The sequence below is a fragment of the Pseudomonas guariconensis genome (genome assembly GCF_040822035.1).
In the GTDB taxonomy this organism is placed as follows: Bacteria; Pseudomonadota; Gammaproteobacteria; order Pseudomonadales; family Pseudomonadaceae; genus Aquipseudomonas; species Aquipseudomonas guariconensis.
On the sequence record NZ_CP162012.1, the window covers coordinates 4,961,935 to 4,984,622 of the forward strand.

The window sequence follows — 22,688 nt, forward strand, 5'->3', positions numbered from 1 at the left end:
CCACGAATGCACGCATCATCAGGCTTTTGCCCCACTACCCGCCGTCTGCAACCGACGTACTTTTGTCCAGCAACGCCGCCCGCTCCAGGCGCCTTGCGCGCCGCTTTCGAGGGGTCCGGTGACGTAAAAACGCAGGGTAGAGGGTGGAAAAATCCATATGCGACATTGCCCTTACTGGATGCGACCCGTCCTGTACTGGTTACGACCCCACCAGTAGGCGATTGCCGAACGCTGGGGGATTATCGAAAGCGACTCGTATTGCACGGCCTCGCATCCTGCCCTCTGCAGGCCTGGTCGACCGGAGCCTAGAGAAAGCCCGGCGCCCCGCGGGAAACCCGAAGAAAAATCACAGGAGTCCATCCATGAAAGGTTCACCCTCGCTCTTGCTGGTCGCGATGCTCGCAACACCTCTGCTGGCTCAGGCCGTGGAGCCCGAGCAGTGTCAGACGGTACGGTTCTCCGACGTCGGCTGGACCGACATCACCGTGACCACCGCCGTCACCAGCGTTGTACTCGAAGCCCTGGGCTACAAGACTCACACCACCATGATCTCGGTACCGGTGACCTACAAATCGCTGGCTGCCGGCAAGGACCTGGATGTGTTCCTCGGCAACTGGATGCCGACCATGGAGAACGACATCAAGCAGTACCGTGACGCCGGCACGGTCGAAACCGTGCGTGCCAACCTGGAGAACGCCAAGTACACCCTTGCCGTACCCCAAGCACTGTATGACAAGGGCCTCAAGGACTTCGCCGACATTCCCAAGTTCAAGAACGAACTGGGCGGCAAGATCTACGGCATCGAGCCGGGCAACGACGGCAACCGCACCATCCAGAGCATGATCGACAAGAACGCCTTTGGCCTGAAGGACGCCGGCTTCAAGCTGGTGCAGTCCAGCGAGGCAGGCATGCTGTCGCAGGTAGATCGCTCGCAGAAACGTGGCGAGGCGGTGGTGTTCCTGGGCTGGGAACCGCACCCGATGAACAAGCGCTTCAAGATGCAGTACCTGTCCGGCGGTGACGAGTTCTTCGGCCCCGAGTTCGGCAAGGCGACCGTGCTGACCAATACCCGCAAGGGCTATACGCAGGAATGCAGCAACGTCGGCCAACTGCTGAAGAACCTGTCGTTCACCCTGGACATGGAAAGCACCCTGATGGGCAATGTCTTGGACGACAAGATGAAACCCGATGCAGCCGCCAAGGCGTGGCTGAAGAACAACCCGCAAGTGCTCGACACCTGGTTGGCCGGAGTGACGACCGTGGATGGCAAACCCGGGCTGGAGGCGGCCAAGGCCAAACTGACGCAATAACAACAAGGATGCAGTAGCAATTGGCACTACCTCGGGGCAGGCCAACGCCCGCCCCGGACTGATTTCAATCTTTGCAGGTGGAAGCTCGCTATCATGCTTATCGATCAGAAAATACCTCTGGGGCAGTACATCGCCTCATTCGTCGAATGGTTGACCCAGAACGGCGCCAACTATTTCGACGCCATCGCCCAGGGCCTGGAATTCATGATCCATGGGGTCACCAGCGCCCTGACCTGGTTCAACCCCTACATCCTCATCGCCTTGTTCGCCGCCCTGGCGCACCTGATCCAGCGCAAATGGGCGCTGACGGCATTTGTCGCGCTGTCCTTCCTGCTGATCTTCAACCTCGGCTACTGGCAGGAAACCATGGAGACCCTGGCGCAGGTCACCTTCGCCACCGTGGTATGCGTGGCCATCGGCGTGCCGCTGGGCATCGTCGCTGCGCACAAGCCGATGTTCTACACCGCCATGCGTCCCGTCCTGGACCTGATGCAGACGGTGCCTACCTTCGTTTACCTGATCCCCACCCTGACCCTGTTCGGCCTGGGCGTGGTGCCAGGGTTGATCTCCACGGTGGTGTTCGCCATCGCCGCGCCGATCCGCCTCACCTACCTGGGTATCTGCGATGTGCCCCAGGAACTGCTCGACGCCGGTAAGGCCTTTGGCTGCTCGCGCCGCCAGCTGCTGACCCGCATCGAACTGCCCCATGCGATGCCCAGCATTGCCGCGGGCGTTACCCAATGCATCATGCTGTCGTTGTCGATGGTCGTGATCGCCGCCCTGGTGGGCGCTGACGGCCTCGGCAAACCTGTGGTCAACGCACTGAACACCGCCGATATCGCCCTGGGCTTCGAGGCGGGCCTGGCGATCGTGCTGCTGGCGATCATGCTGGACCGTATCTGCAAGCAACCGGAGCTGCCGGCACGAGGTGAGTCATGAGCATCATTCGTTTCGAAGACGTCGACGTCATCTTCTCCAACAAGCCACGCGAAGCGCTGGCGCTGCTGGACCAAGGCCAGACCCGCGAGCAGATCCTAAAGAAGACCGGCCTTGTGGTCGGCGTCGAGAAAGCCAACCTGGACATCAACAAAGGCGAGATCTGCGTGCTCATGGGCCTGTCCGGCTCGGGCAAGTCGAGCCTGCTGCGCTGCATCAACGGCCTGAATACCGTCAGCCGCGGCAAGCTGTTCGTCGAGCATGAAGGCAAGCACATCGACATCGCCCACTGCACCCCGGCGGAACTGAAGATGATGCGCACCAAGCGCATCGCCATGGTGTTCCAGAAGTTCGCCCTGATGCCCTGGCTGACCGTGCGCGAGAACATCAGCTTCGGCCTGGAAATGCAGGGCCGTCCCGAGAAAGAGCGGCGCAAGCTGGTCGATGAGAAGCTCGAGCTGGTGGGCCTGACCCAATGGCGCAACAAAAAGCCCGACGAGCTCTCCGGCGGCATGCAGCAGCGCGTGGGCCTGGCCCGGGCGCTGGCCATGGACGCAGACATCCTGCTGATGGATGAACCCTTCTCGGCCCTCGACCCGCTGATCCGCCAAGGCCTGCAGGACGAGTTGCTGGAGCTGCAGAACAAGCTGAGCAAGACCATCGTGTTCGTCAGCCACGACCTGGACGAGGCGCTCAAGCTGGGCAGCCGTATCGCCATCATGAAAGATGGCCGGATCATCCAGTACAGCAAGCCTGAAGAAATCGTCCTGAACCCGGCCGACGACTATGTACGCACCTTCGTGGCCCACACCAATCCGCTCAACGTGCTGTGCGGTCGCAGCCTGATGCGCAGCCTGGACAACTGCAAGCGGGTCAACGGCTCGGTATGCCTGGACCCAGGCGGTGATTCCTGGCTGGACCTGGGCGAAGGCAACTCGATCAAACGCGCCCGCCAAGGCCAGAACGGCCTGGACCTGCAGAACTGGGTACCGGGCCAGGATGTGGAAACCCTGGGCCGCAAACCGACCTTGGTCAATGCCAATATCGGCATGCGCGAGGCCTTGCAGATCCGCTACCACACCGGCAACAAACTGGTGCTGCAGGAGAACGACAAGGTGGTGGGGATTCTCGGCGACAGCGAGCTGTATCACGCGCTGCTGGGCAAGAACCACGGGTAATGACAGGGGCCGCTGTGCGGCCCTGTCACGGCACAAGGCCGCTGCCACAGGGGAGGTATTGCACCCTCTCTGTGACAGCGGCCTTGTGTCTTTTCAGGAGGGCAAAGCCTTCCCGGCAGTGGTTCAGCGAACGACGATCCCGCGCGCAGCCATGTAGGCCTTGGCTTCCGGCACGGTGTACTCACCGAAGTGGAAGATGCTCGCCGCCAGTACCGCACTGGCATGGCCTTCCAGGATGCCGTCAGCCAGGTGTTGCAGGTTGCCGACACCGCCCGAGGCGATCACCGGAATACCCACTGCATCGCTGATGGCCCGGGTCACGCCCAGATCGAAACCGCTCTTCATGCCGTCCTGGTCCATGCTGGTGAGCAGGATCTCACCGGCCCCCAGCCCTTCCATCTTCTTGGCCCAGGCCACTGCATCCAGACCGGTCGGCTTGCGCCCGCCATGGGTGAAGATCTCCCAACGCGGCGCCTCGCCGGGGCCGGAGACCTTCTTGGCGTCGATGGCGACGACAATGCACTGGGAACCGAAACGCTCGGCAGCCTCACCCACGAACTCGGGGTTGAACACTGCTGCGGTGTTGATCGACACCTTGTCGGCGCCGGCGTTGAGCAGGTTGCGGATGTCCTGCACGGTACGCACGCCACCGCCCACGGTCAGCGGGATGAACACCTGGCTGGCCATGCGCTCGACGGTGTGCAGGGTGGTGTCACGGCCATCGACACTGGCGGTGATGTCCAGGAAAGTGATCTCGTCAGCACCCTGCTCGTCGTAGCGACGCGCGATTTCCACAGGGTCGCCGGCATCGCGGATGTTCTCGAACTTGACGCCCTTGACCACCCGGCCGTTGTCCACGTCCAGGCAAGGGATGATGCGCTTGGCCAGTGCCATGTTCTGTCCTCAGCCTTGGTAGTTGTCGCAGAAGGCCTGGGCCTCAGCGACATCGAGGGTGCCTTCATAGATGGCGCGGCCGGTGATGGCACCGATGATGCCCGGGGTCTTGGCATCCAGCAGGGCCTTGATGTCGCCCAGGTTGTGGATGCCGCCGGACGCGATCACCGGAATCGACGTGGCTTCGGCCAGGGCCTTTGTGAAGGGCACGTTGCAGCCCTGCATCATGCCGTCCTTGGCGATGTCGGTGTAGACGATCGCCGAGACGCCATCGGCCTCGAAGCGCTTGGCCAGGTCGATGACCTGCACCGAGCTGACTTCGGCCCAACCGTCGGTGGCGACGAAGCCGTCCTTGGCATCCAGGCCAACGATGACCTTGCCTGGGAACGCCTTGCACGCCTCGGCGACGAATTCAGGCTGCTTGACCGCCTTGGTGCCGATGATGACGTAGCTCACGCCAGCCTTGACGTAGTGCTCGATGGTCTCCAGCGAGCGGATGCCGCCGCCGATCTGGATCGGCAAGTTCGGGTAGCGCTTGGCGATGGCAGTGACCACTTCGCCGTTGACCGGCTGGCCTTCGAAGGCGCCATTGAGGTCGACCAGATGCAGGCGACGGCAGCCACCCTCGACCCATTTGGCGGCCATGCTCACCGGGTCGTCGGAAAATACCGTGGAGTCTTCCATGCGGCCCTGGCGCAGACGCACGCAGGCACCGTCCTTCAGATCGATAGCGGGGATAATCAGCATCTTGGGAACCTGTCTAATCAGTGAAATTCAGGGCTTCTCGAGTGCCCACAGGTCGCTCTCGATGCTCTCGAACCGCTCCTTGAGGTGCAGCTGAACATCGGCAATCGCCCTGTTGTAGTAGTGAGGTGCAATTTCTTTGCTGAACAACTCGAGGACCTCGGCCACCTCGAACGACCCAAGCGTCAGCTCGAAGCGGTCTTCGAGAAAGCGCTTCAAGGTGTCGAGCGCCTGGCGCTCCTGCTCGGGCGCCAGGGTGATGATCGGGGCCTTAGTCCGCGATTTGCTCATTTACCAGCGTCCATCCCAGCTGACGAAGTTCTGCAGCAGTTGCAGGCCATGGGTATGGCTCTTCTCGGGATGGAACTGCACGGCGAAGCGCGAGCCCTCGGCCAGGGCCGCGGCGAAATCGACGCCGTAGTGGCCGCGGCCTGCAACCTGCCCAGGCTTGCCGGCATTGATGTAGTAGCTGTGCACGAAATAGAAGCGCGCGCGGTCGGGAATGTCATGCCACAGGGGATGGTCGATGGTCTGGCTGACTTCGTTCCAGCCCATGTGGGGCACCTTCAGGTGCTCGCCGTCTTCCTGCAGGTCTTTGCCGAAGAAACGCACCTGACCGGGGAACAGGCCGATGCAGTCGACGCCGTCGTTCTCCTCGCTGTGGTCCAGCAGGGCCTGCATGCCCACGCAGATACCGAGGAACGGACGGTCCTGGCTGACTTCACGCACCAGGCTGTCGAAGCCCAGGCGACGGATCTCGGCCATGCAGTCGCGGATCGCGCCAACGCCAGGGAACACCACACGGTCGGCCTCGCGGATCACGGCCGCGTCGCTGGTGACCAGCACCTTGCCAGCCCCCACATGCTCCAGGGCCTTGGCCACCGAGTGCAAGTTGCCCATGCCATAGTCGATTACGGCGACGGTCTGCATCACAGGCATCCCTTGGTGGAAGGCATCTGCCCGGCCATGCGCTCGTCCTGCTCGACGGCCATGCGCAGCGCGCGGCCAAAGGCTTTGAACACGGTTTCGATCTGGTGGTGGGTATTGTGACCACGCAGGTTGTCGATGTGCAGGGTCACCAGGGCATGGTTGACGAAGCCCTGGAAGAACTCCTGGAACAGGTCGACATCGAAGCCGCCCACGCTGGCGCGGGTGTACGGCACGTGCATCTGCAGGCCCGGACGGCCGGAGAAGTCGATGACCACACGCGAAAGCGCTTCGTCCAGCGGTACGTACGAATGACCGTAGCGACGGATGCCCTTCTTGTCACCGATGGCCTGGGCGAACGCCTGGCCGAGGGTGATGCCGACGTCTTCGACGGTATGGTGGTCGTCGATATGCAGGTCACCCTTGCACTCGATGTCCAGATCGATCAGCCCATGCCGGGCGATCTGGTCGAGCATGTGTTCGAGGAAAGGCACACCGATATCGAATCGGGCCTTGCCACTGCCATCGAGGTTGATCGAGGCTTTTACCTGGGTTTCCAGGGTATTGCGCTCGACGGAAGCCTTACGTTCGACCATCACCAGCTCCGCAAAATCATTGGGCGAAAAGGCTGCCATTATAGGCCCAGATCGCGCCCGCTTGGAACGCGGATGACATATGGCAATGTCGCATATGTGTAATTTCTGCTGTTTGAAGCGACAGGGCGCTCGCTCGCGGGACAAGCCCTGCCGACACGGACTGCCCTGGCCCTGCCGTCCGCCACTATTGATTACGCCGAGGTCCTACCCACGGCGCTATACTCCCAGGCTTGAATTTCAAAAACGGACTACAAGGACTCGCCCATGAAAGCGTTCGGCAAAATCCTGGGGCTGGGGCTTCTCGGGTTGCTGCTGATCATCGTGGCGCTGGGCTTCGCCCTGACCCACCTCTTCGATCCCAACGACTACAAAGACGAGATTCGCCAGTTGGCCCGCGACAAGGCCCACATCGAGCTGACGCTCAATGGCGATATCGGCTGGAGCCTGTTCCCCTGGCTGGGCCTGGAACTGCACGAGGCCAGCATCGCCACGCTGAACAAGCCCAAGGAGCCATTCGCCGACCTGCAGATGCTGGGTTTGTCGGTCCGTGTACTGCCGCTGCTGCGCCGCGAGGTGCAGATGAGCGATGTGCGCGTCGAGGGCCTGAACCTGATCCTGAACCGTGACGAACACGGCCACGGCAACTGGGAAGACATCGGCAAACCACTGCCGCAGCCTGCCGGCACGCCGTCGACCAGCACGACCGAGGCCCCCGCCACGGCCGATACGCCGGCCAACAAGGAAGACTCCCGCGAGCGCATGGTCAAGCTGGACATCGACAGCCTGACGGTCAACAACGCCCAGGTGCAGTACACCGATGCCAAGACCGGCCAGACCTTCAGCGCCCAAAGCATCCAGCTGAGCACCGGTGCAGTCCATGAGGGCGTGAACATCCCGCTCAAGGCCAGTGCCTTCCTCACCGTTGGCCAGCCGAGCCTCAAGGCACGCACCGAATTGACGGGGGAGCTGCGTTTCGACCGTAAGCTCAAGCGCTACAACATCGAGGACATGCGCCTGTCGGGCGAGACCTCTGGCGAACCGCTGGCCGGCAAGACCATGACCTTCGCCGCCCAAGGCCAGCTACTGGTCGACCTCGCCGCCAACGTGGCCTCCTGGAATGGCTTGAAGCTCTCCGCCAACCAGCTGCGCGCCCTGGGCGAGCTGAACCTGCGCGACCTGGACAAGACCCCGCAACTGAGCGGCGGCCTGTCCATCGCTCAGTTCGACCTGCGCACCTTCCTCGACAGCATCGGCCATCCGCTGCCTGCCACTGCCGACCCGGCCGCGTTCGGCAAGCTGGAACTGGTCACCCGCCTGCAGGCCAATCCAACCAGCCTGGCCCTGGAAGACTTGGCCGTGAAGCTCGACGAGAGCACCTTCAGCGGCCGCATCGCCATCGACGACTTCGCCAAGCAGGCCCTTCGCCTGCGCCTTAAAGGCGACACGTTCAACGCTGACCGTTACCTGCAGGCCAAGAGCGAACAAGCCAAGGGCGCCAGCGCCGCGCGCCAGGCCGAGGTCCAGCAGCAGGAAGCCAGCGCCGTCAGCGGCCCGAGCACGACTCCGCTGCCCAACGCGCCGACCCAGGTGGCCTGGAGCAGTGACAAGCTGCTGCCGGTGGATCGCCTGCGCCAGCTCGATCTGCAGGCAGACGTATCGTTCGGCACCCTGACCCTAGACAAGCTGCCGATCACCGATGCCCAGCTCAAGGCCAACGGCCAGGGAGGCCTGTTGACCCTCGAGACCCTCCGAGGGGGCCTGTACGACGGCAGCTTCGAGACCAACGGAACACTCGACGTGCGCCCGGCCGTGCCACAGATCGGCATGAAGACCCGGATCAACCGCGTGCCGGTGGAACACTTCATCAAGTCCGACACCCCGGACAAGGCGCCCCCGGTCAAGGGCCTGCTGACGCTGACCAGCGACCTGACCGCCACCGGCAACAGTCAGAAAGCACTGGTCGACACCCTCAACGGCAATGCCAGCTTCACCCTCAACGATGGCGTGCTGGTCAACGCCAACCTCGAACAGCAGCTGTGTCATGCCATCGCGACCCTCAACCGCAAGACCTTGAGCGGCGAGCCGCGCGGCAAGGACACCCCCTTCCAGGAACTGCGCGGCAGCCTGGTGGTGCGCAATGGCGTCGCCAGCAACCCGAACCTGAAGGCAAGCATTCCAGGCCTGACCGTCAACGGCCATGGCGATGTGGACCTGCGCGTACTGGGCATGGACTACAACCTGGGCGTGATCGTCGAAGGTGACCAGCGCGCCATGCCGGACCCGGCCTGCCAGGTCAACGAGCGCTATGTCGGTATCGAGGTGCCGGTGCGCTGCCGTGGCCCGCTGGAACTTGGCGCCAAGGCTTGCCGCCTGGACCAGGAAGGCCTGGGTAAGGTCGCAGCCAAGCTGGCCGGCAACCGCCTGCAAGAAAAACTCGACGAGAAGCTTGGCGACAAGGTCAGCCCGGAGCTCAAGGATGCACTCAAGGGGCTGTTCAAACGATGAGTCCCGAGCAGTTCTCCCATGCCGTTTTGCAGTGGTACGACCAGCACGGCCGTCATGACCTGCCCTGGCAACAGGGCATCACGCCCTATCGGGTGTGGGTGTCGGAAATCATGTTGCAGCAGACCCAGGTGAGCACGGTGCTCAACTACTTCGATCGCTTCATGCAGGCCCTGCCGACCGTGCAGGCCCTGGCCGAGGCGCCGGAGGACGAGGTGCTGCACCTGTGGACGGGCCTGGGTTACTACACCCGGGCGCGCAATCTGCAAAAGGCCGCGAAAATCGTGGTCGAGCAGCATGGCGGCGAGTTTCCACGCAGCGTCGAGCAACTAACGGCGTTGCCGGGCATCGGCCGCTCCACTGCCGGTGCCATCGCCAGCATCAGCATGGGCATTCGCGCACCGATCCTCGATGGCAACGTCAAGCGCGTGCTGGCCCGCTACACCGCCCAGGCCGGCTATCCTGGCGAGCCCAAGGTGGCCAACGCGCTGTGGGCCAACGCCGAGCGCTTCACGCCGTACGCCAGGGCCAACCACTACACCCAGGCGATGATGGACTTGGGCGCGACCCTCTGCACCCGCAGCAAGCCCAGCTGCCTGATCTGCCCGCTCAAGACCGGCTGCCAAGCCCACCTGCTCGGGGAGGAAACCCGATACCCCGAGCCCAAGCCACGCAAGACGCTGCCGCAGCGCCGCACATTGATGCCGATGCTGGCCAACCATGAGGGCGCCATCCTGCTCTATCGCCGCCCCTCGAGCGGCCTATGGGGCGGGCTGTGGAGCTTGCCGGAGCTGGACAACCTGGAACAGCTCGACGACCTGGCCTACCAGCACGGCCTGCGCGCGACCGGCAGCCAAGCCCTGGATGGCCTGACCCATACCTTCAGCCATTTCCAGCTGGCCATCGAGCCGTGGCTGGTGCGTGTCGACTCGCTGGGCACGACCGTGACTGAGCCCGACTGGCTCTGGTATAACCTCGCCACCCCGCCGCGCCTGGGCCTCGCCGCCCCGGTCAAGAAGCTGCTCAAACGCGCGGCCGATGAATTGATTGCAGGAGAGTCCCGATGACCCGCACCGTGAAGTGCCGCAAGTACAACGAAGAGCTCCCTGGCCTGCCACGCCCTCCCTACCCGGGCGCCAAAGGCCAGGACATCTTCGATCACATCTCGCAAAAGGCTTGGGATGAGTGGCAGAAGCACCAGACCATGCTGATCAACGAAAAGCGTTTGAACATGATGAACGCCGAGGACCGCAAATTCCTCCAGGCGGAGATGGACAAGTTCTTCGCTGGCGAGGAGTACGCTCAGGCCGAAGGCTACGTTCCGCCCAGCGAATGACCGAAAAACGTAAGCGACGGAATTAATTTAAAAATTTTTCAAAAAAGTCGTTGACGGAAGGTCTGAAAACCTTTTTAATTCGCCCCGTCGCCCAGATAGCTCAGTCGGTAGAGCAGAGGATTGAAAATCCTCGTGTCGGCGGTTCGACTCCGTCTCTGGGCACCAAGTGCCAAACCCCAGGTAACGCAAGTTGCCTGGGGTTTTTTAATGCCCGCGACTTTTGCAACGAAAGTCTGGCGTCAAAATAGCCATGTGCTATCATTCGCGCCGCGCTGCCCCCGCCTTGCAGCGCACACCCCAAGGACGATGGTTGAGCAAGGAATGCCTCATCAGACAGCCGATGCCTCAGCCCGTTTTTTCCTCTCGAAAATCGGAAGCGCCATGACATCCCCTGCCGAACTCATGAACAAGGTCAATCGCAAAACGCTGCACCTGGTACTGCTGTGCGCGGCCACCGGCGGCCTGTACCTGCTGATCTGGCTGTACAAGACCAACCAACACCTGCGCGAAGCCACTGGGCAGACGGTCTGCAGCGAGACCTACATTATCTGGATCTGCGTCTGCATGGGCCTGAGCGGAGTGTTCATCGACAATCCCGAACCCTTCCTGGTCGGCATCGGCGCCCTGCTGAGCATCGCCAGCGGCGTATTGTTCATCGTCTGGGCATTCAATGCCCGCAGCCTGCTGATGACCTACGCCAACGCCCAGCAGCAGCCTTACTTCTCGATGAACGCCTTCTACACGTTCCTGTTCAACGCGTACTACATCAATTACTGCATCAACGAACTGGGCGAGAACGCGCAGCGCCAGCAACCGATCCATGCGCAGCCGGCACAGCCCTGATCCACGAACGCCAACCGGCACAAGGATTTGCATGTCAGCCCGCCCATGCATTGAAAAGCGGGTGTACAAGGAGAGATAAATGGCCTACACGTCGATCATGTTCAAGAACCCGAAAACCGGCGCGCTGAAAGAAGCCCCGGTCGGTTTCTCCTGGACCACCTTTTTCTTCGGTTTCTTCCCGGCGCTGTTCCGTGGTGACTGGAAGTTCGGTGCGATCCAGTTCGTACTGCAGATGCTCACCATGGGCCTGAGCTCGCTGGTGTTCTGCTTCATCTACAACAAGCTGTACATCAAGGACCTGATCGGTGCCGGTTTCCAGGCGCAGTCGATCTCCAAGGGCGACATGGACTACGCCGCCGCCAAACTCGGCCTGCAAATCCCCGCGCTGACCGCAGCCTGAGATTCCTGTACCCCATGGCTAGCTAGCCATGGGGTTACGGCAGCACAGCGCAAAGTGCGCGACGTTGATCGACATCAAACAGCCATCGCTCGCCGCGCCCTAGCCTATCGGGTGGACATTCGAACCCACCCCAAAGGACTGCCATGAGCGACGACGCCACGCCTCTGCCCCCTCCCACTGCCGATGCGACGCCCAGCATCACGCCAATCGTCCGCAACCGCCCACCTCGCAGACGCCAGACTGCCGCCAAGACGACCCCAGAGCCGAGCATCAGCGCCATCAGCCAGCAGCCGGCAGCGCTGGAGGTGGCCTCGGCGCGGCGCGGCAGCAATGAAGACAGCACCTCGGCGCGCCTGCCGGCCAGCTACCCCTACCGCACGCGCCTGCGCCGCCAGGACTATGAGAAGGCCAAGCACGCCCTGCAGATCGAGCTACTCAAGGTCCAGAGCTGGGTCAAGGAAACCGGCCAACGCGTGGTCATTCTGTTCGAAGGACGCGACGCGGCGGGTAAAGGCGGTACCATCAAGCGCTTCATGGAACACCTGAACCCACGCGGGGCGAGGATCGTCGCCCTGGAAAAGCCCTCCGAGCAGGAGAAGGGCCAATGGTACTTCCAGCGCTATATCCAGCACCTGCCGACCGCGGGCGAAATGGTCTTCTTCGACCGCTCTTGGTACAACCGCGCCGGCGTCGAGCGGGTGATGGAGTTCTGTACCCCGTTGCAGTACCTGGAGTTCATGCGCCAGACACCGGAGCTTGAACGGATGCTGTGCAACAGCGGCATCCTGCTGTTCAAGTACTGGTTCTCGGTCAATCGCGAAGAGCAGCTGCGCCGCTTCATCTCGCGCCGGGACGATCCACTCAAGCATTGGAAGCTCTCGCCCATCGACATCAAGTCGCTGGACAAGTGGGAGGACTATACCGCCGCCAAGGAAGCCATGTTCTTCCACACCGACACCGCCGACGCGCCGTGGACGGTGATCAAGTCCGATGACAAGAAGCGTGCGCGGATCAACTGCATCCGGCATTTTCTGCATTCGTTGGACTACCCGGGCAAGGACCATAGCATCGCCCATGCACCGGATCCGTTGCTGGTCGGACGGGCCTCGCGGGGATTCGAGGAGGATGAGCCTCCCTCGCTCGTCAGTTGAGCCTTGGGCCGCAAGCCGGCCCCTTGGGTTTCTTCGGCAATTACGCTTCAATACGCGCATTTTTCCAGACACCCCCAAGGATTCGCCCCAATGGCCTCCAACACCAAGCAGCAAAAACGCGCCAAGCGCGCCGCCACCAAGGCCAAGCAGAACCGCATGGTGCGCAGCGGCCAGGCGGTCAAGGCCAGCGCCGGCGACAGCGCCAGCGTCGAGCAGGTCTTCAACAAAGCCATGGACTCAGGCAGCTACAACAGCCTGTTTGACAAGATGAAGGAAGCCCAGCAGAACGGCCTGGTGCCGATGATCTCGGTGTTCCTGGTCGATCCGCTGCTGGCCCTGGTGCTCAAGGGCCACAAGGAAGAACACGCCACCGACTACATCGTCATGGTCTTCACTGCCTATCGCAAATGGCTCGACGGCAGCGACGAAGATGCCACCATGGCCTGGCTGGAAAGCGACGAGTTCCAAGAGGCCTATGTGGCAGCCTCCGAAGCGGTCGCCAAGCAGCAACAACAGCAGAAGCAGTTCGGCTGAAGATCGCCGGCAGCCCAAACCCGCCCCACAAGCTTCTGTGGGAGTGGATCTACCTGCGAAAACGCCGATACAGACAAACAAAAAGGCCGTGCCCTTCACAGGACACGGCCTTTTTTGTTCAACAGCCCGGATCAGTTATCCAGCGCCACCTGGCCCGCTGCCTGGCCTTCGGCCTTGCGCTTACGCTGCACCAGCAGGCCGGCAGCGACCACGCCAATGCTGAGCAATGCGGTGGCGATGATCTCGGCGCGATGGTCTTCGCGCAGCGCCATCACCACCAAGATCGCGACGATGAACGCGATGGTCGCCCAGGTCAGCCCCGGGAACAGCCACATCTTGAAGGCAATCTTCTCGCCCCGAGCTTCACGCTGGCTGCGCATGCGCAGTTGCGACACAGCAATCACCAGGTACACCAGCAGCGCGATGGCGCCGGAGCTGGCCAGCAGGAATTCGAACACCGCAGCCGGAGCCACGAAGTTGGCGAACACGCACAGAAACGCCGCCGCTGTGGACAGCAGGACCGCCCAGTGCGGAGTCCCCGCCTTGGTGGTGCGCTGCGCCATGGCCGGCGCATCGCCGCGCTTGCTCAGGGAGAACAGCATGCGCGAAGAGGTGTACAGCGCCGAGTTCAAGCAGCTGGTCACGGCGATCAGCACGACGATGTCGACGATCAACTTGGCATTCGGCACGCCGATGCGGCTCAGGACGGTCTGGTAGGAACCGGTCTCGGCCAGGGCTGGGTCGTTCCATGGCACCAGGGCCACGACCAGGAAGATCGACACCAGGTAGAACAGGCAGATACGCCAGATCACCGAGTTGGTGGCGCGGCTGATCTGCTTGCCCGGGTCTTTGGATTCGGCGGCGGCGATGGTGACGATCTCGGTCCCCATGAACGAGAACATGGTGGTCAGCATGGCGGCCAGCACCGCGCCCAGACCGTTGGGCATGAAGCCCTGGGTATCGAATAGATGGCTGACACCGCTGACCTGGCTATTGGGCACCAGGCCGAACATGGCCACACAGCCAACGACGATGAAGCCGATGATGGCCAGTACCTTGAGCAGGGCGAACCAGAACTCGAACTCACCGTAGTTCTTCACGCTGCACAGGTTGGTCAGGGTCAGCGCCAGCGTAATGATGAGCGAGAAGGCCCAGAGGTCCACGGCGGGGAACCAGGCATGCAGGATGGCCGCCGCAGCATTGGCCTCCAGTGGGATCACCAGGACCCAGAACCACCAATACAGCCAACCGATGGTAAAGCCTGCCCAGCGCCCGATGGAGCGGTCGGCATATGTGGAGAAGGAACCGGTATCCGGCGAGGCGATGGCCATCTCGCCGAGCATGCGCATCACCAACACCACAAGGGTGCCCGCCGCAGCATAGGCGAGCAGAACGGCAGGACCTGCCGCAGCGATGGCGTGGCCGGAGCCAACGAACAGACCGGCGCCGATTACGCCAGCGATGGACAGCATGGTGACATGCCGTTGCTTGAGCCCCTGAGCGAGGTCATTGGAATTGTGCTTACCGCTCATAAAACTACCTTTGTAAGGAGTGGACCACCCGAAATGCTTAAACGGAGCGCGCCCGGGGTTGAGGTAGGCGTCGCTGCATTCGGTGGTTTCCGTATGGCAATAAGCGGGCCAGCCGCGAATCACGCTCGTCAGAATTCGCTGATGGCCAAGCGCTCCGGGCCTCGCAGGCCTTTCGGCCATGCCTTGACCGAAAGGTCGTCAAATTTTCTTGCCAAGCCCTGATTACTGAAATACCCACTTACAAATGCACCAAAGGTGCCCCACGGTAACACCCGTGCACAAAAAACGATCAACAGAAAGTGCAACCTTAAGGAGCAACCCAAGCCCCGCACACTCACGCGCAAAGTACTACCCGGCCAAAAACGGCTTCCCACACACGTCCAAAGCTGGCACCATCGCGCCTTTTTTCATCAAGGCTCCGGTGCTGGGGACGTGCGCGCGGACATCCTCGCGACAGTCCGCTGCAACGATGCGACAAAGTATCCCGCCAGCGACCCGAGCCACTTGCGACCTGGTTGGCCGCCATTACGCCGCTATGCTAGCTTGGCGCTCGCCAGGAAGGCCGCCAACAGCTGGGAACGCACCCGAACACATGAGGACCGCACATGGCCCAGGCCACGCCCGCGCTGGAAATCCGCAACCTGCACAAACGCTACGGCGAGCAGGAGATTCTCAAGGGCATTTCTCTGACCGCACGCGACGGTGACGTGATCTCGATCCTGGGGTCGTCCGGTTCCGGCAAGTCCACCCTGCTGCGCTGCATCAACCTGCTGGAGAATCCCCACCAAGGGCAGATCCTCGTCGCCGGTGAAGAGCTCAAGCTCAAGGCGACCAAGACCGGCGACCTGATCGCCGCCGACAACCGCCAGATCAACCGTCTGCGCAGCGAAATCGGCTTCGTCTTCCAGAATTTCAACCTGTGGCCGCACATGTCGATCCTCGACAACATCATCGAGGCGCCACGTCGCGTGCTGGGCCTGAGCAAGGCCGAGGCCATCGAGGCCGCCGAGGCACTGCTGGCCAAGGTCGGCATCCATGACAAGCGCCACAGCTACCCCGCCCAGCTTTCCGGTGGCCAGCAGCAACGCGCGGCCATTGCCCGGACCCTGGCCATGAAGCCCAAGGTCATCCTGTTCGACGAGCCGACCTCGGCGCTCGATCCGGAAATGGTCCAAGAAGTGCTTAACGTTATCCGCGCATTGGCCGAAGAAGGCCGTACCATGCTGCTGGTGACGCACGAGATGAACTTTGCCCGCCAGGTGTCCAGTGAAATCGTCTTCCTGCACCAGGGCTTGGTCGAAGAGCAGGGATCGCCGCAGCAGGTGTTCGAAAACCCGACCTCGGCGCGTTGCAAGCAATTCATGTCCAGCCACCGCTAACGGAGCAACACATGCAGACCTATAAGAAATTCCTCCTGGCCGCTGCCGCCACGCTGGTCTTCTCGGCCAATGCCATGGCCGCGGAAAAACTGCGCATGGGTATCGAGGCGGCCTACCCGCCGTTCAACAACAAGGATGCCAGCGGCAACGTGGTCGGCTTCGACAAGGACATCGGCGACGCCCTGTGCGCCAAGATGAAAGTCGAGTGCTCGGTCGTCACCTCCGACTGGGACGGCATCATCCCTGCACTGAACGCCAAGAAGTTCGACTTCCTGGTGTCCTCGCTGTCGATCACCGACGAGCGCAAGCAGGCCGTCGATTTCACCGACCCCTACTACTCCAACAAGCTGCAGTTCATCGCCCCGAAGAACGTCGACTTCAAGACCGACAAGGCTTCGCTCAAGGGCAAGGTGATCGGCACCCAGCGCGCGACCCTGTCCGGCACCTGGCTGGAAGACAACTACGGCGATGACGTCGAAGTCAAACTCTACGACACCCAGGAAAACGCCTACCTGGACCTGATCGCCGGCCGCATCGACGGCATCCTGGCCGACAAGTACGTGCAGTACGAGTGGCTCAAGAGCAAGGACGGCCAGAACTTCGAGTTCAAGGGCGAGCCTGTGGTCGACAGCGACAAGATCGGCATTGCCGTGCGCAAAGGCGACCCGCTGCGCGAGAAGCTGAACAAGGCCCTGGCCGAAATCAAGGCCGACGGCACGTACAAGAAAATCAACGACAAGTACTTCCCGTTCAGCATCGAATGATTCACCCAGACCAGCGCCGCCTTGCGCGGCGCCGGTCCCTTGAATGCACCTGCCCATGAATATCGACCTGCACGGATTCGGTCCGGCCATGATGGCCGGCACCCTGATGACCGTAAAACTGGCGCTCTGCGCCCTGCTGCTGGGGCTGGTCCTGGGCCTGCTCGGCGCCCTGGCCAAGACATCCCCAGTCAAGCCGCTGCAATGGCTTGGCAGCACCTATTCGACGTTGGTGCGCGGTGTGCCCGAACTGCTCTGGGTACTGCTCATCTACTTCGGCACCGTCGGGCTGATGAACAGCCTTGGCGAAGCCTTGAACATGCCGGGCCTCGAGCTCAGCGCATTCGCCGCCGGCGTGATCGCCCTGGGCCTGTGCTTCGGCGCCTACGCCACGGAAGTCTTCCGCGGCGCGATCCTGGCCATCCCTAAAGGGCACCGCGAAGCGGGCCTGGCGCTGGGCCTGTCCAAAGGCCGCATCCTCTCGAAGATCATCCTGCCGCAGATGTGGCGCATCGCCCTGCCCGGCCTTGGCAACCTGTTCATGATCCTGATGAAAGACACGGCGCTGGTGTCGGTGATCGGCCTCGAGGAAATCATGCGTCATGCGCAGATCGGCGTGACCGTGACCAAAGAACCGTTCACCTTCTATGCGGTCGCCGCGTGCATCTACCTGAGCCTGACCATCATTGCCATGACCGGTATGCACTTCATGGAAAAACGCGCCGCTCGCGGCTTCGTGAGGGCCGAGTAATGAACTGGGAAGTCATCATCAAGTGGCTGCCACGCCTGGCCCAGGGCGCGACCCTGACTCTGGAGCTGGTCGCCATCGCTGTTATCGCCGGGCTGATCCTGGCCATTCCACTGGGCATCGCCCGCTCCTCGCGCCATTGGTATGTACGCGCAGTGCCCTACGGCTACATCTTCTTCTTCCGCGGCACACCGCTGCTGGTGCAGCTGTTCCTGGTGTACTACGGCCTGGCCCAGTTCGATGCGGTGCGCAGCAGCGCGCTGTGGCCGTACCTGCGCGATCCGTTCTGGTGCACCGTACTGACCATGACCCTACACACCGCCGCCTACATCGCCGAGATCCTGCGTGGCGCACTGCAGGCCATCCCGAAAGGTGAAATCGAGGCGGCACGGGCGCTGGGCATGTCGAGGGGCAAAGCCATGTTCTACATCATGCTGCCGCGCGCCGCGCGCATCGGCCTGCCAGCCTACAGCAACGAAGTGATCCTGATGCTCAAGGCCAGTGCCTTGGCCAGTACCGTCACCCTGCTGGAGCTGACCGGCATGGCGCGGACCATCATCGCCCGCACCTACCTGCCGGTGGAGATCTTCTTTGCTGCAGGCGTGTTCTATCTGGTCATCTCCTTCGTACTGGTCCAGGGCTTCAAGGTGCTCGAGCGCTGGTTACGCGTGGACGCCTGCCAGGGGCGTTGAAACTGTAAAACCCGGGGGCCGCCTTGCGGCCCACCGCAGGCTCCGCATCGTCTGAACCTGTAGGAAATGGCGAAGCCTGCGAAGGAGCGCAACGCGCTCCCCTTTCAACAGCGCTGCGGTGCTTGAATGCAAACCATCCCCTACCTTCACGGCCCTCACCTGCTCGAGCGCTTCAAGGCACTCGACCATTTCCTTCTCCAGCATCAGCAGCTATGGCGCCCGCGCCCCTTCACTCAGCTGCATCTGGACTGGGAGGCCCAGCACCCTGAACTTGCCACCTGGCTGCGCCAGCGCACCCTGGAACAAGCCGAAGCCGTCCAGCAGAATCCCGAACAGCTGCCGGCGCCAGCGCCCTTCGCACAACTGGCCACTCGCGCCTCGCAGTTGTCCGCTCTGGGCGAGCTGCCCGATGCTGGCCTGCACCCGGCCGGCCATCGTCTGGACGTGAATGTCCCGGGACGCAAGTGGCAACAGATCGAAGCCTTCACCCGTCGCCTGGCCTTCCACCAGCCCACCGGTCATTGGTTGGACTGGTGTTCAGGCAAAGGCCACCTAGGCCGACGCCTACTGCAGCCCGGCCAACGGCTGACCTGCCTGGAGTACGACGTCGAACTGGTCACTGCGGGAAGCGCCCTGAGCGAACATCATCACCTGCCGGCCACTCATGTACACCAAGATGTGCTGGCACCAGACAGCCACCGTCACTTGGACAGCAGCAAGAGCGCCGTCGCCCTGCATGCGTGTGGGGAGTTGCATGTGCGGCTGCTGCAATTGGCCAGCCAGCAAGGTTGTCGGCAGATTGCCGTCGCGCCCTGCTGCTACAACCGCATTCCGGGGAAGGTGTATCAGCCGATGTCTTCGGCGGCCCAGGCCTCGGCCTTGCAGTTGAGCCAGGAAGACCTGGGCTTGCCGCTCAACGAAGCGGTGACTTCCAGCGCCCGTGTCCGACGTCAGCGTGACATCTCGATGGCCCGCCGCTTGGGCTTTGACCTGCTGCAACGCCAGCAGCGGGCCATCGACGAGTACTTGCCAACACCCTCGCTGCCGACTAATTGGCTGGACAAGCCTTTCGAACAGTACTGCCGCGATCTGGCCGAGCTTCGGCACGTCCAGATCCATGATGCGCCCGACTGGGCGGCGCTTGAGGCCGCCGGCTGGCAACGCCTGGCACAGGTGCGCAATCTGGAGCTGCTGCGCAACCTGTTTCGCCGCCCGTTGGAAATGTGGCTGGTGCTGGACAGGGCCCTGTTTCTCCACGAGCGCGGCTATGACGTGCGCATGGGTGTGTTTTGCGACTACCCCCTCACGCCTCGCAATCTGTTGCTGATTGCAGAGCGCAAAGAAGACGTGCCGTCCAGTTGAAAGCCTGTGGATAACTCTGTGAACAAGCTTGTGATGAATATCACGAAAACGGGGATCCAACCGCTATTTCAGCGCGTTCGCTTATTCCAGGCAGCGAGCCAAAACCAGTAAAAACAGGCCTTTGCGCAAAGACCAGCGGATAAGTCAAGTGGCATGCCTTTCGCGCAATGTTGGCATGCCGCTTGTGCATAAACGCGCCGGACTCGTGCCAATCGCGTGATTTTCAGGCCATTTTCAGCAGGCTCATGCCTAGCAAGAGCAAAGCCAGGCCCAGCCATCCGCGGCCAGCCAGGCGCTGACCAAACAACGCCCAACCCATCGCCACAGTCGCCAGGATGCCAAAGCCGCCCCAGATGGCGTAGGCGAGCGACAGTTCGATGTCCTGAACGGCCTGGGCCAAAGCGGTGAACGCCGCCAGTACACTCAGGATCGAGGCAAAACCCAGGCCTTTGCGACGGAAACCGTCTGAGTATTTGAGCAGAAGGTTGGCCAGTACTTCCAACACGATGGCCAAACCCAGCCAGGCAAAGGGGATCAACATGGCAGGCCCTCCGCTTCGCGCACAGCAGGAGTGCTGCGGGTACCGGCCTTGACCAGCAGGATGCCGGCGATCATCACCGCCAGGCCCAGGGCCTTGGTCCAACCCAGGCTTTCACCAAGCCAGACCACACTGACCACGGTGATCAGGACGATACCGATTCCTTCCCACAAGGCATAAGCCACGCCAACCGGCACACGCTTTACCGCAAGGGCCAGGAAGAAATACGACAGACAGATCATGACGTACATGACGACATGCCCCATGACGGGGAAATGTGTGGCGGCGAGTTTCATCGACGCCGTACCGATCACCTCTGCGGTGATCGCGACGAACAAATAGATCCAGGAACGCATGGTGCCCTCCCATGGGCGACAGCGGCCGAGCGCACAGGCATCGGCACGAGACACAACGTTTAAGGCTGCAGGTCGAGGGAGGGGCTAGAGGTCGCCGGTCCAGTGACGCTCACGGGAAACCAGGCGGGAAGTGGAGAGTAGCTTGAAAGCTTTGCTGTTCAACATAATGAACAGCACATTAGCTGAGCTGATCGAATAAGTCAAAACGATAGACTGAGACTAACGAAATTTCGCGTCGAGGCAAGCATTCCCAGGACAAAGCCCCGTAAAGCCTGCTGAAAGGTTCGTAAATTATATTATTCATCCTATACAAAACGCTGCCGCTACCAAGTGACTGATTCCCCTGCGGCAAAGCGTCGCCAGCTTAAACAAAATGAAATTAATTATTGTGTAACGATAATTTTTCACCAATAATCCGCCCCGTTCATCACAGTACGGAGGCACCCCATGAACGACAGCAGATCAGTGGCCTACGCGCGTTCGCGCTTGCGCATCATCGGCGTCTTTGCCGCTTTTCTGGCCTGGGCCACCGGTGCAGTCGAGCTTTTCGGCACACCGCTGCTCTGGGTCTTCGACTATCCCGACACAGTCGCGGCCTACCTGCAGGGCCATGGCATCAACATGCCTCTGCTCCTGGAAGACGGCTACCAACCCTCGAGGCTCGCCATGGGTCTGGTACTGGCGCTGGAGATGATTCCGACAGGGCTCTCTGTGCTGAGCCTGCTACTCACAGGCTTGTTCTTCTTGCGCTTGTCCAAGGGGCACACCTGGAGCCTGGCCAACATCCGCATGCTCTGGCGAGTCGGGCTGCTGTGCATCGGCGCTCCGCTGCTGTGGCCAGTGATCGATACCCTCCAAGGCCTGGCCCTGGCCATCGACCTGCCCGCCGGGGAGAGAAGCTTCGTCGTGTCGATCGGTGTATCATCCGAGGCTGTCTACGAGATCATGAAAGGCATCCTGCTCTGCGCCTTCTCGCTGCTCATGCGTGACGCCAAGACCCTCAGCGATGAACACAACTGTTATGTCTAGCCGCCCCCTATGCCGATAATCATCCGCCTCGACGTCGTCATGGCCAGGAACAAGATCCGTTCCAAGGACCTGGCGGAAATCATCGGCATAACGGAAGCGAACCTGTCACTGCTGAAGAACGGCAAGATCAAGGGTTTCAAGATCGAGACCCTCGAGAAGCTGTGCCGCGCGCTGAACTGCCAACCGGGCGACCTGCTGGAGTTCAGCGAGGAATGATCAAGGACCGTTGTACCCGTGGACACCCCATACCAACGCTTCGCCATCCTGGTGCTGGCGAGCCTGCTGCTCGGCGGCTGCGGCCCATCCTACACGTATAGGTATTCGCCACCGCCCAGCCCACATGGGCTCGCTTGCATCAATAACTGCGCGATGCAACGCAATCACTGCAAACAACTGGCCCGCCTGGAAGAAAACAGCCAGCGCGCCCTGTACCAGGCCGAGCTGAGGGCCTACCAGTACTGCAAGGACAGCAAGCCGAACAAGAACACGCGTCATAGTTGCCCCTATCCCAGCTATCCGTTTTTCAACTCCGCAGGCTCCGAATGCCAGCCTGATTACGACAGCTGCTACATGGCCTGCGGCGGCACCATCCAGCGAATTCTGAACAACGACTGACCCAGAACGGACATCGACAACGTGATCCAGACCAAGCCCTTTGCCCTGCTGTGCTGCGCCCTGGCCCTGAGCGGCTGCGCCAGCAACACCCACTCACCCAAGACCTCGTCCCTCGACTGGGACATGCCCGGCATGCAGTTGGGCGGCGACAGAGGCCTGCCCCTGCGCGCCGAAACACCCTGCCGCAAGCGCGGCTGCGACAACGACAAGCTGTTCTTCAACCCCGCCCAGGCCGAGCCCAGCGTCAACAGCATCCACCGCGGCTGGTAGGAAAACTCTGCTTTCCCGGCAATGGCGTAACCTATTGGAAGGAATAGGTTTACAC

At 61.7% G+C, this 22,688-nt stretch carries 27 protein-coding genes and 1 tRNA gene; 20 read left to right on the forward strand and 8 right to left on the reverse strand.

What is annotated here, in order from left to right; genetic code table 11:
* Positions 1 to 362: 362 nt before the first annotated feature.
* From AB1N67_RS23045 to choV, 3 genes are all read left to right on the forward strand, one after another.
* On the forward strand, positions 363 to 1,310 hold the full coding sequence (locus AB1N67_RS23045; protein ID WP_043211054.1) for a choline ABC transporter substrate-binding protein: 948 nt from the start codon (positions 363 to 365) through the stop codon (positions 1,308 to 1,310).
* A gap of 90 nt (positions 1,311 to 1,400) precedes the next feature.
* Positions 1,401 to 2,249, forward strand: a complete 849-nt coding sequence (gene choW, locus AB1N67_RS23050) for a choline ABC transporter permease subunit (protein ID WP_177343688.1) — start codon at positions 1,401 to 1,403, stop codon at positions 2,247 to 2,249.
* Positions 2,246 to 3,424, forward strand: coding sequence for a choline ABC transporter ATP-binding protein (gene choV, locus AB1N67_RS23055; protein ID WP_043211048.1), 1,179 nt, complete (start codon positions 2,246 to 2,248; stop codon positions 3,422 to 3,424). The genes choW and choV overlap by 4 nt, the downstream gene beginning before the upstream one ends.
* Positions 3,425 to 3,547: 123 nt before the next feature.
* Here choV and hisF read toward each other — a convergent pair whose 3' ends face one another.
* The 5 genes from hisF to hisB are packed head-to-tail and all read right to left on the reverse strand — an operon-like array spanning position 3,548 to position 6,585.
* Complete coding sequence (gene hisF / locus AB1N67_RS23060; RefSeq protein ID WP_043211046.1) at positions 3,548 to 4,318, reverse strand: imidazole glycerol phosphate synthase subunit HisF; 771 nt, start codon at positions 4,316 to 4,318, stop codon at positions 3,548 to 3,550.
* A 9-nt stretch (positions 4,319 to 4,327) separates the two neighbouring features.
* A complete protein-coding gene (gene hisA, locus AB1N67_RS23065; protein ID WP_043211043.1) occupies positions 4,328 to 5,065 on the reverse strand; it encodes a 1-(5-phosphoribosyl)-5-[(5-phosphoribosylamino)methylideneamino]imidazole-4-carboxamide isomerase in 738 nt (245 codons plus the stop codon).
* A gap of 27 nt (positions 5,066 to 5,092) precedes the next feature.
* Positions 5,093 to 5,353 carry a DUF2164 domain-containing protein gene (locus AB1N67_RS23070; RefSeq protein WP_367863408.1) on the reverse strand — a complete coding sequence of 87 codons (261 nt, stop codon included), beginning with the start codon at positions 5,351 to 5,353 and terminating at the stop codon, positions 5,093 to 5,095.
* Entirely contained in the window at positions 5,354 to 5,992 is a 639-nt protein-coding gene (gene hisH / locus AB1N67_RS23075) for an imidazole glycerol phosphate synthase subunit HisH (RefSeq protein WP_043211039.1), read from the reverse strand.
* Positions 5,992 to 6,585, reverse strand: a complete 594-nt coding sequence (hisB, locus tag AB1N67_RS23080) for an imidazoleglycerol-phosphate dehydratase HisB (RefSeq protein ID WP_043211130.1) — start codon at positions 6,583 to 6,585, stop codon at positions 5,992 to 5,994. The genes hisH and hisB overlap by 1 nt, the downstream gene beginning before the upstream one ends.
* A gap of 264 nt (positions 6,586 to 6,849) precedes the next feature.
* Here hisB and AB1N67_RS23085 point away from each other — a divergent pair, with 264 nt between their 5' ends.
* The 8 genes from AB1N67_RS23085 to AB1N67_RS23120 all read left to right on the forward strand — a co-directional run bounded on the left by AB1N67_RS23085 (position 6,850) and on the right by AB1N67_RS23120 (position 13,351).
* Positions 6,850 to 9,090 carry an AsmA family protein gene (locus tag AB1N67_RS23085; protein ID WP_367863409.1) on the forward strand — a complete coding sequence of 747 codons (2,241 nt, stop codon included), beginning with the start codon at positions 6,850 to 6,852 and terminating at the stop codon, positions 9,088 to 9,090.
* A complete protein-coding gene (gene mutY, locus AB1N67_RS23090; protein WP_090346353.1) occupies positions 9,087 to 10,154 on the forward strand; it encodes an A/G-specific adenine glycosylase in 1,068 nt (355 codons plus the stop codon). Before AB1N67_RS23085 ends, mutY begins: the two co-directional genes overlap by 4 nt.
* Complete coding sequence (locus AB1N67_RS23095) at positions 10,151 to 10,423, forward strand: oxidative damage protection protein (RefSeq protein ID WP_043211032.1); 273 nt, start codon at positions 10,151 to 10,153, stop codon at positions 10,421 to 10,423. The genes mutY and AB1N67_RS23095 overlap by 4 nt, the downstream gene beginning before the upstream one ends.
* Positions 10,424 to 10,512: 89 nt before the next feature.
* Positions 10,513 to 10,588 (forward strand) — tRNA-Phe (locus tag AB1N67_RS23100).
* Positions 10,589 to 10,804: 216 nt separating this feature from the next.
* A complete protein-coding gene (locus AB1N67_RS23105; RefSeq protein WP_043211030.1) occupies positions 10,805 to 11,266 on the forward strand; it encodes a DUF4234 domain-containing protein in 462 nt (153 codons plus the stop codon).
* A gap of 79 nt (positions 11,267 to 11,345) precedes the next feature.
* A complete protein-coding gene (locus AB1N67_RS23110) occupies positions 11,346 to 11,666 on the forward strand; it encodes a hypothetical protein (RefSeq protein WP_043211028.1) in 321 nt (106 codons plus the stop codon).
* Positions 11,667 to 11,809: 143 nt separating this feature from the next.
* Positions 11,810 to 12,817 (forward strand): polyphosphate kinase 2, encoded by a 1,008-nt coding sequence (ppk2, locus tag AB1N67_RS23115; protein WP_090346356.1) that lies wholly within the window; start codon positions 11,810 to 11,812, stop codon positions 12,815 to 12,817.
* 90 nt (positions 12,818 to 12,907) lie between these two features.
* Positions 12,908 to 13,351, forward strand: coding sequence for a hypothetical protein (locus AB1N67_RS23120; RefSeq protein ID WP_043211022.1), 444 nt, complete (start codon positions 12,908 to 12,910; stop codon positions 13,349 to 13,351).
* 131 nt (positions 13,352 to 13,482) lie between these two features.
* Here the strand turns inward: AB1N67_RS23120 and gabP are convergent, their stop codons facing one another.
* Positions 13,483 to 14,883 (reverse strand): GABA permease, encoded by a 1,401-nt coding sequence (gene gabP / locus AB1N67_RS23125; RefSeq protein ID WP_043211020.1) that lies wholly within the window; start codon positions 14,881 to 14,883, stop codon positions 13,483 to 13,485.
* 605 nt (positions 14,884 to 15,488) lie between these two features.
* On the opposite strand from gabP, the gene AB1N67_RS23130 reads away from it, so the two are divergent.
* The 5 genes from AB1N67_RS23130 (at position 15,489) to AB1N67_RS23150 (ending at position 19,825) form a co-directional block, all read left to right on the forward strand.
* Positions 15,489 to 16,262 (forward strand): ABC transporter ATP-binding protein, encoded by a 774-nt coding sequence (locus tag AB1N67_RS23130; protein WP_043211018.1) that lies wholly within the window; start codon positions 15,489 to 15,491, stop codon positions 16,260 to 16,262.
* 11 nt (positions 16,263 to 16,273) lie between these two features.
* The gene (locus AB1N67_RS23135; protein WP_043211016.1) at positions 16,274 to 17,026 is read left to right on the forward strand and encodes an ABC transporter substrate-binding protein; all 753 of its coding nucleotides are present in this window, start codon (positions 16,274 to 16,276) and stop codon (positions 17,024 to 17,026) included.
* A 55-nt stretch (positions 17,027 to 17,081) separates the two neighbouring features.
* Positions 17,082 to 17,774, forward strand: coding sequence for an ABC transporter permease (locus tag AB1N67_RS23140; protein ID WP_043211015.1), 693 nt, complete (start codon positions 17,082 to 17,084; stop codon positions 17,772 to 17,774).
* Positions 17,774 to 18,463 (forward strand): ABC transporter permease, encoded by a 690-nt coding sequence (locus AB1N67_RS23145; RefSeq protein ID WP_043211013.1) that lies wholly within the window; start codon positions 17,774 to 17,776, stop codon positions 18,461 to 18,463. Before AB1N67_RS23140 ends, AB1N67_RS23145 begins: the two co-directional genes overlap by 1 nt.
* Positions 18,464 to 18,598: 135 nt before the next feature.
* Entirely contained in the window at positions 18,599 to 19,825 is a 1,227-nt protein-coding gene (locus AB1N67_RS23150; RefSeq protein ID WP_367863881.1) for a methyltransferase, read from the forward strand.
* 223 nt (positions 19,826 to 20,048) lie between these two features.
* Here the strand turns inward: AB1N67_RS23150 and mdtI are convergent, their stop codons facing one another.
* Both mdtI and AB1N67_RS23160 read right to left on the reverse strand, forming a co-directional pair.
* On the reverse strand, positions 20,049 to 20,366 hold the full coding sequence (mdtI, locus tag AB1N67_RS23155; protein WP_043211010.1) for a multidrug/spermidine efflux SMR transporter subunit MdtI: 318 nt from the start codon (positions 20,364 to 20,366) through the stop codon (positions 20,049 to 20,051).
* Complete coding sequence (locus AB1N67_RS23160; RefSeq protein ID WP_043211007.1) at positions 20,360 to 20,719, reverse strand: multidrug/spermidine efflux SMR transporter subunit MdtJ; 360 nt, start codon at positions 20,717 to 20,719, stop codon at positions 20,360 to 20,362. The genes mdtI and AB1N67_RS23160 overlap by 7 nt, the downstream gene beginning before the upstream one ends.
* Before the next feature lie 447 nt (positions 20,720 to 21,166).
* Between AB1N67_RS23160 and AB1N67_RS23165 the strand changes: the two genes are divergently transcribed.
* From AB1N67_RS23165 to AB1N67_RS23180, 4 genes are read left to right on the forward strand one after another with little or no spacing between them, the layout of a single operon-like run.
* A complete protein-coding gene (locus AB1N67_RS23165) occupies positions 21,167 to 21,748 on the forward strand; it encodes a hypothetical protein (protein WP_043211005.1) in 582 nt (193 codons plus the stop codon).
* Between the two features lie 9 nt (positions 21,749 to 21,757).
* Positions 21,758 to 21,964 (forward strand): helix-turn-helix transcriptional regulator, encoded by a 207-nt coding sequence (locus AB1N67_RS23170; RefSeq protein ID WP_043211003.1) that lies wholly within the window; start codon positions 21,758 to 21,760, stop codon positions 21,962 to 21,964.
* An 18-nt stretch (positions 21,965 to 21,982) separates the two neighbouring features.
* Positions 21,983 to 22,363, forward strand: coding sequence for a hypothetical protein (locus tag AB1N67_RS23175; RefSeq protein WP_367863410.1), 381 nt, complete (start codon positions 21,983 to 21,985; stop codon positions 22,361 to 22,363).
* A gap of 21 nt (positions 22,364 to 22,384) precedes the next feature.
* Complete coding sequence (locus AB1N67_RS23180) at positions 22,385 to 22,633, forward strand: hypothetical protein (protein ID WP_043210998.1); 249 nt, start codon at positions 22,385 to 22,387, stop codon at positions 22,631 to 22,633.
* Positions 22,634 to 22,688: the final 55 nt, after the last annotated feature.

Bases quoted from the DNA above. Each gene is read 5' to 3' on its own strand.
- AB1N67_RS23045 (WP_043211054.1), top strand. From the start codon at position 363: ATGAAAGGTTCACCCTCGCTCTTGCTGGTCGCGATGCTCGCAACACCT.
- hisA (WP_043211043.1), bottom strand. From the start codon at position 5,065: ATGCTGATTATCCCCGCTATCGATCTGAAGGACGGTGCCTGCGTGCGT.
- AB1N67_RS23160 (WP_043211007.1), bottom strand. From the start codon at position 20,719: ATGCGTTCCTGGATCTATTTGTTCGTCGCGATCACCGCAGAGGTGATC.
- ppk2 (WP_090346356.1), top strand. From the start codon at position 11,810: ATGAGCGACGACGCCACGCCTCTGCCCCCTCCCACTGCCGATGCGACG.
- AB1N67_RS23085 (WP_367863409.1), top strand. From the start codon at position 6,850: ATGAAAGCGTTCGGCAAAATCCTGGGGCTGGGGCTTCTCGGGTTGCTG.
- AB1N67_RS23170 (WP_043211003.1), top strand. From the start codon at position 21,758: ATGCCGATAATCATCCGCCTCGACGTCGTCATGGCCAGGAACAAGATC.
- AB1N67_RS23095 (WP_043211032.1), top strand. From the start codon at position 10,151: ATGACCCGCACCGTGAAGTGCCGCAAGTACAACGAAGAGCTCCCTGGC.
- AB1N67_RS23120 (WP_043211022.1), top strand. From the start codon at position 12,908: ATGGCCTCCAACACCAAGCAGCAAAAACGCGCCAAGCGCGCCGCCACC.
- AB1N67_RS23145 (WP_043211013.1), top strand. From the start codon at position 17,774: ATGAACTGGGAAGTCATCATCAAGTGGCTGCCACGCCTGGCCCAGGGC.
- mutY (WP_090346353.1), top strand. From the start codon at position 9,087: ATGAGTCCCGAGCAGTTCTCCCATGCCGTTTTGCAGTGGTACGACCAG.
- choV (WP_043211048.1), top strand. From the start codon at position 2,246: ATGAGCATCATTCGTTTCGAAGACGTCGACGTCATCTTCTCCAACAAG.
- AB1N67_RS23165 (WP_043211005.1), top strand. From the start codon at position 21,167: ATGAACGACAGCAGATCAGTGGCCTACGCGCGTTCGCGCTTGCGCATC.
- AB1N67_RS23135 (WP_043211016.1), top strand. From the start codon at position 16,274: ATGCAGACCTATAAGAAATTCCTCCTGGCCGCTGCCGCCACGCTGGTC.
- AB1N67_RS23105 (WP_043211030.1), top strand. From the start codon at position 10,805: ATGACATCCCCTGCCGAACTCATGAACAAGGTCAATCGCAAAACGCTG.
- hisH (WP_043211039.1), bottom strand. From the start codon at position 5,992: ATGCAGACCGTCGCCGTAATCGACTATGGCATGGGCAACTTGCACTCG.
- AB1N67_RS23140 (WP_043211015.1), top strand. From the start codon at position 17,082: ATGAATATCGACCTGCACGGATTCGGTCCGGCCATGATGGCCGGCACC.
- AB1N67_RS23130 (WP_043211018.1), top strand. From the start codon at position 15,489: ATGGCCCAGGCCACGCCCGCGCTGGAAATCCGCAACCTGCACAAACGC.
- gabP (WP_043211020.1), bottom strand. From the start codon at position 14,883: ATGAGCGGTAAGCACAATTCCAATGACCTCGCTCAGGGGCTCAAGCAA.
- mdtI (WP_043211010.1), bottom strand. From the start codon at position 20,366: ATGTTGATCCCCTTTGCCTGGCTGGGTTTGGCCATCGTGTTGGAAGTA.
- hisB (WP_043211130.1), bottom strand. From the start codon at position 6,585: ATGGTCGAACGTAAGGCTTCCGTCGAGCGCAATACCCTGGAAACCCAG.
- AB1N67_RS23110 (WP_043211028.1), top strand. From the start codon at position 11,346: ATGGCCTACACGTCGATCATGTTCAAGAACCCGAAAACCGGCGCGCTG.
- AB1N67_RS23070 (WP_367863408.1), bottom strand. From the start codon at position 5,353: ATGAGCAAATCGCGGACTAAGGCCCCGATCATCACCCTGGCGCCCGAG.
- hisF (WP_043211046.1), bottom strand. From the start codon at position 4,318: ATGGCACTGGCCAAGCGCATCATCCCTTGCCTGGACGTGGACAACGGC.